3 protein-coding genes and 2 pseudogenes are annotated in these 4,017 nt (G+C 71.3%); 2 read left to right on the forward strand and 3 right to left on the reverse strand.

The window, feature by feature from the left end:
* Positions 1-185: pseudogene (locus G6020_RS17280) on the reverse strand (endo-1,5-alpha-L-arabinanase); the annotation flags it as partial.
* A gap of 75 nt (positions 186-260) precedes the next feature.
* Positions 261-1,907 (reverse strand): AMP-binding protein, encoded by a 1,647-nt coding sequence (locus tag G6020_RS15330; protein WP_182611204.1) that lies wholly within the window; start codon positions 1,905-1,907, stop codon positions 261-263.
* A 142-nt stretch (positions 1,908-2,049) separates the two neighbouring features.
* Here G6020_RS15330 and G6020_RS15335 point away from each other — a divergent pair, with 142 nt between their 5' ends.
* Together G6020_RS15335 and idi are read left to right on the forward strand one after the other, a co-directional pair.
* Complete coding sequence (locus G6020_RS15335) at positions 2,050-3,189, forward strand: acyl-CoA dehydrogenase family protein (protein WP_107748804.1); 1,140 nt, start codon at positions 2,050-2,052, stop codon at positions 3,187-3,189.
* A 44-nt stretch (positions 3,190-3,233) separates the two neighbouring features.
* Positions 3,234-3,788 (forward strand): isopentenyl-diphosphate Delta-isomerase, encoded by a 555-nt coding sequence (gene idi / locus G6020_RS15340; protein WP_017835303.1) that lies wholly within the window; start codon positions 3,234-3,236, stop codon positions 3,786-3,788.
* A gap of 99 nt (positions 3,789-3,887) precedes the next feature.
* Here the strand turns inward: idi and G6020_RS15345 are convergent.
* Positions 3,888-4,017: pseudogene (locus G6020_RS15345) on the reverse strand (phosphoribosylamine--glycine ligase); the annotation flags it as partial.

The following is a 4,017-nucleotide window of genomic DNA, read 5'->3' on the forward strand; positions in this document are numbered from 1 at the left end:
CAGTCGTCCGAGGACGCGTAGACGTGGAAGGCGCCGTCCGCTCCCCTCTGGACCGACGGGTCCGGGGCGATGGAGGAGATCACCGGGTTCGCGGCCGCGGGCACCGCCGCGGTGGCGGACACGAGGGGGACGACGACGGCCAGCGCGGCGGCGCCGAGGGCGCGCGCTCCTCGCGAGATTTTCATCGGCCGAGCATAGACCCATGAACCGTCTTTATGTGACCGTACGTAACTCCCGGTTGGAGCCCCGCTCCGCGCTCTCTATCTCGCCCCGCGCTCCTTGCGCAGCAGGAACCGCTGGATCTTGCCCGACGGCGTCTTGGGCAGCTCACGGGCGAAGTGGACCTTCCGGGGGAACGCGTGGGCCGCGAACTCCGTCTTGACCCACTTCTGCAGTTCCTCCGCCTTGTCGTCGTCACCCTCGACACCCTCGCGCAGCACGACGTACGCCTCGAGTACCTCACCGGCCAGTTCGTCGGGGACGCCGATGATCGCCGACTCCAGCACGTCCGGGTGCTTGGCCAGGACGGACTCCACGTCGAACGGGCCGATCCGGTAGCCGGACATGATGATCACGTCGTCGTCGCGGCTGGAGAAGTAGAAATGACCGTCGGCGTCGAGCTTGGCCGCGTCGCCCGTGTAGTACCAGCGGCCGTCCGCGCTGAACCGCTCGGCCGTCTTCTCGGGCGCGTCGTGGTACCCCGTGAACCACATGAGCGGGCTGGCGGGGACGTCGATCGCGACCCGGCCGAGCTCCCCCACCGGCGCGGTCTCGTCGGAGTCGGCCGCGAGCACGGTGCAGGACCAGCCCGGCAACGGCACGCCCATCGAACCCGGACGGACGTCCTCGCGCAGCGAATCGTGCCAGGGGTTGATGATGAACATGCCGTGCTCGGTCTGGCCGTACTGGTCGCGCACCTCGACGCCGAACTGCTCGGTCGACCACTCGATCACCTCGGGGGTGAGCGGCTCACCGGCGGCCGATGCGCGGCGGAGCTTGACGTCGGCCGGCGCGATGTCCCGCTTGGCCCGCATGGTGCGGTAGACCGTCGGCGCCGCCGCGAAGTTGGTGACCCCGTAGTACTGCAGGACGGCGAACGCCAACTCCGGGGTGTAGCGGGCGTGGAGGAGCAGGCTGCGGCGGCCCACCGCCAGCGGACCGAGGATGCCGTAGTAGAGGCCGTACGCCCAGCCCGGATCGGCACCGTTCCAGAACACGTCGTCGGCGCGCACGTCCAGACCGGTCTCGATGTACTGGTGGAACGCGGCGAGCGCGCGGACGGGGACGACGACCCCCTTGGGGGTGCCGGTGGTGCCCGAGGTGAAGAGCATCACCATCCCGGCGTCCGGGCCGGTGACCGCGGCGCCGCGACCGGGCTCCTGGTCGCCGACGATCGTGTCGAGATCGAGGTCTCCCTCCCGGGCACCGGGGCAGTCCGCCAGCCCGGCCACGACCACCGGGACGGATGTGCTCTCGAGCTTCCCCCGCTGGTCGGCGTCGGACACGATCACCCGGGCGTCGCCGCCGGTGATCCGCATCTCGATGGCGGGCCAGGCGAACGCGGTGAACAGCGGCATGTGCACCGCGCCCAGGCGCCAGATCCCCATGAGCGTGAACACCAGGTCCGCGGACTTGGCCATGAGCGTGGCGACCCGGTCCCCCTCGCCCACACCGAGAGCCGCCAGGGCGGCGGCCACCTTCTCGCTCCCGACCTTCAGCTCGCCGTAGGTGATGTCGCGACCGGACAGGTCGGCGTCGATCACGGTGAAGGCCACGGCGTCGGGGTCGTGGCGGTCGCACAGGAACTCCGCCGCACTCGCACCGGGGACGTCGTAGATCGCCAGGAGCTCGTCCGGGGACAGGGGCGTACCGGTGGGCGGCGTGGTCTCGGTCGTATCTGCAGACATGTCTGCAGATACTGCTGCAGAGGCCCGCCGCACACCACCCACCGACGGGCACCCCCGCTTTCGGGGCTGGTACGACTGCTCCGGAGCCGTGCACTCTAATGGGACCACCCGACGATTCCCGCACGTACCCGGAAGGACTCCCATGGCCGTCGACCGACTGCTCCCCAGCGACGAGGCGTACGAACTCCTCGACATGACCCGCTCGGTCGCGGACAAGCTGCTCGAGCCGATCGCGGCCGAGCACGAGCGGAACCACACCTATCCCGAGGGGCTCTTCGCGCAACTCGGCGAGGTGGGCCTGCTGGGGCTGCCCTATCCGGAGGAGTTCGGCGGCGGCGACCAGCCGTACGAGGTGTACCTGCAGGTGCTGGAGGAGCTCGGTGCCCGGTGGGCGGCTGTCGCCGTCGCGACGAGCGTGCACGGTCTGTCCTGCTTCCCCCTGGCCACCGCCGGCTCCGACGAGCAGAAGGCCGAGTGGCTGCCCGGGATGCTCGCCGGCGAGCAGATCGGCGCGTATTCGCTCTCGGAGCCACAGGCCGGGTCGGACGCGGCGGCGCTGCGGTGCCGCGCCGAGCGCGAGGGTGACGAGTTCGTGGTCACCGGCACCAAGTCCTGGATCACGCACGGTGGGATCGCCGACGTGTACAACACCTTCGTCCGCACCGGCGAGGGGTCCCGCGGCATCTCGTGTCTCCTGGTCCCCCGCGACACCGAGAACCTGACGTTCGGGAAGCCCGAGGACAAGATGGGCCTGAACGGCGTCCCCACCACCACCGCCGCCTACGAGGGCGCCCGGGTCGACGCCGCCCGTCTCCTGGGCGCCGAGGGCGACGGACTGCGCATCGCGTTCTCCGCCCTGGACTCGGGCCGGCTCGGGATCGCCGCGGTGGCCACCGGCATCGCGCAGCGGGCACTCGACGACGCGGTCGCCTACGCCAATGAGCGCGAGGCGTTCGGCAAGACCATCATCGGCCACCAGGGCCTGGGCTTCCTGCTGGCGGACATGGCCGCGGCCGTGACCTCCGCCCGCGCCACGTACCTCGACGCCGCCCGACGCAAGGACGCCGGCCGTCCCTACTCCCGCCAGGCCTCGATCGCCAAGCTCACCGCCACGGACGCGGCGATGAAGGTCACGACGGACGCGGTCCAGGTGCTCGGCGGCGTCGGCTACACCCGGGAGTTCCCCGTGGAGCGGTACATGCGCGAGGCCAAGATCACCCAGATCTTCGAGGGCACCAACCAGATCCAGCGACTGGTGATCGCCCGCGACCTCGCCGTCTGAGTCCCCGGCGGCCCGTCCGGCCCGGAGCGCCTAAGGTTGGCGGCATGTCCTCCCTCCCCGACGCCTCCGCTCCCGCGGGCACCGAGTACGTGGTCCTCCTCTCGGAGGACGGCCAGCCCGTCGGCACCGCGGACAAGGCCACCGTCCACACCACCGACACCCCGCTGCACCTGGCGTTCTCGTGCCACGTGGTCGACGAGGAGGGCCGCGTCCTGCTCACCCGTCGCGCGCTGCACAAGCGCGCCTGGCCGGGCGTGTGGACCAACTCGTTCTGTGGTCACCCCGCACCGGGCGAGGACCCCGCCGAGGCGATAGTGCGACGGGCGGAACAGGAACTCGGGACGCGCGTGGACGGGATCGAGCCGGCGTTGCCGGACTTCCGGTACCGGGCGGTGGACGACTCCGGGATCGTGGAGAACGAGATCTGCCCGGTGTTCACCGCCCGCATCCGCGCCGACCTGGCCCCGCGGGCGGACGAGGTGTGCGCCCACCACTGGGCCCGGCCCGAGGACGTACGCAAGGCCATCGACGCGACGCCGTTCGCGTTCAGCCCCTGGCTGGTCGCGCAGGCGCCGCGCATGGCCCTCTACGCTCGTTGAGGACGGGCTCGGTGAGGACGGGCTCGGTGAGGACAGGCTCGGTGAGGACAGGCGCGTTGAGGACGGCGGATCGGCCGTCAGCCCGGCGGGCTGCCGCGGTCAGCCCGGGATGCTGATGTGTCCCTCCTCGGCCGCCAGGCCGATGTCGCGACGGAAGTGACCGCCGCCCAGCTCGACCCCGTCGAGGATCCGGTAGGCCTCCGCGCGCGCGGCGGCGAGGTCGGGACCG

The organism is Dietzia sp. B19, from assembly GCF_014145155.1.
GTDB lineage: Bacteria > Actinomycetota > Actinomycetes > Mycobacteriales > Mycobacteriaceae > Dietzia > Dietzia natronolimnaea.

Coding starts and splice junctions, on each gene's coding strand:
- idi (WP_017835303.1), top strand. CDS start 3,234: ATGTCCTCCCTCCCCGACGCCTCCGCTCCCGCGGGCACCGAGTACGTG.
- G6020_RS15335 (WP_107748804.1), top strand. CDS start 2,050: ATGGCCGTCGACCGACTGCTCCCCAGCGACGAGGCGTACGAACTCCTC.
- G6020_RS15330 (WP_182611204.1), bottom strand. CDS start 1,907: ATGTCTGCAGATACGACCGAGACCACGCCGCCCACCGGTACGCCCCTG.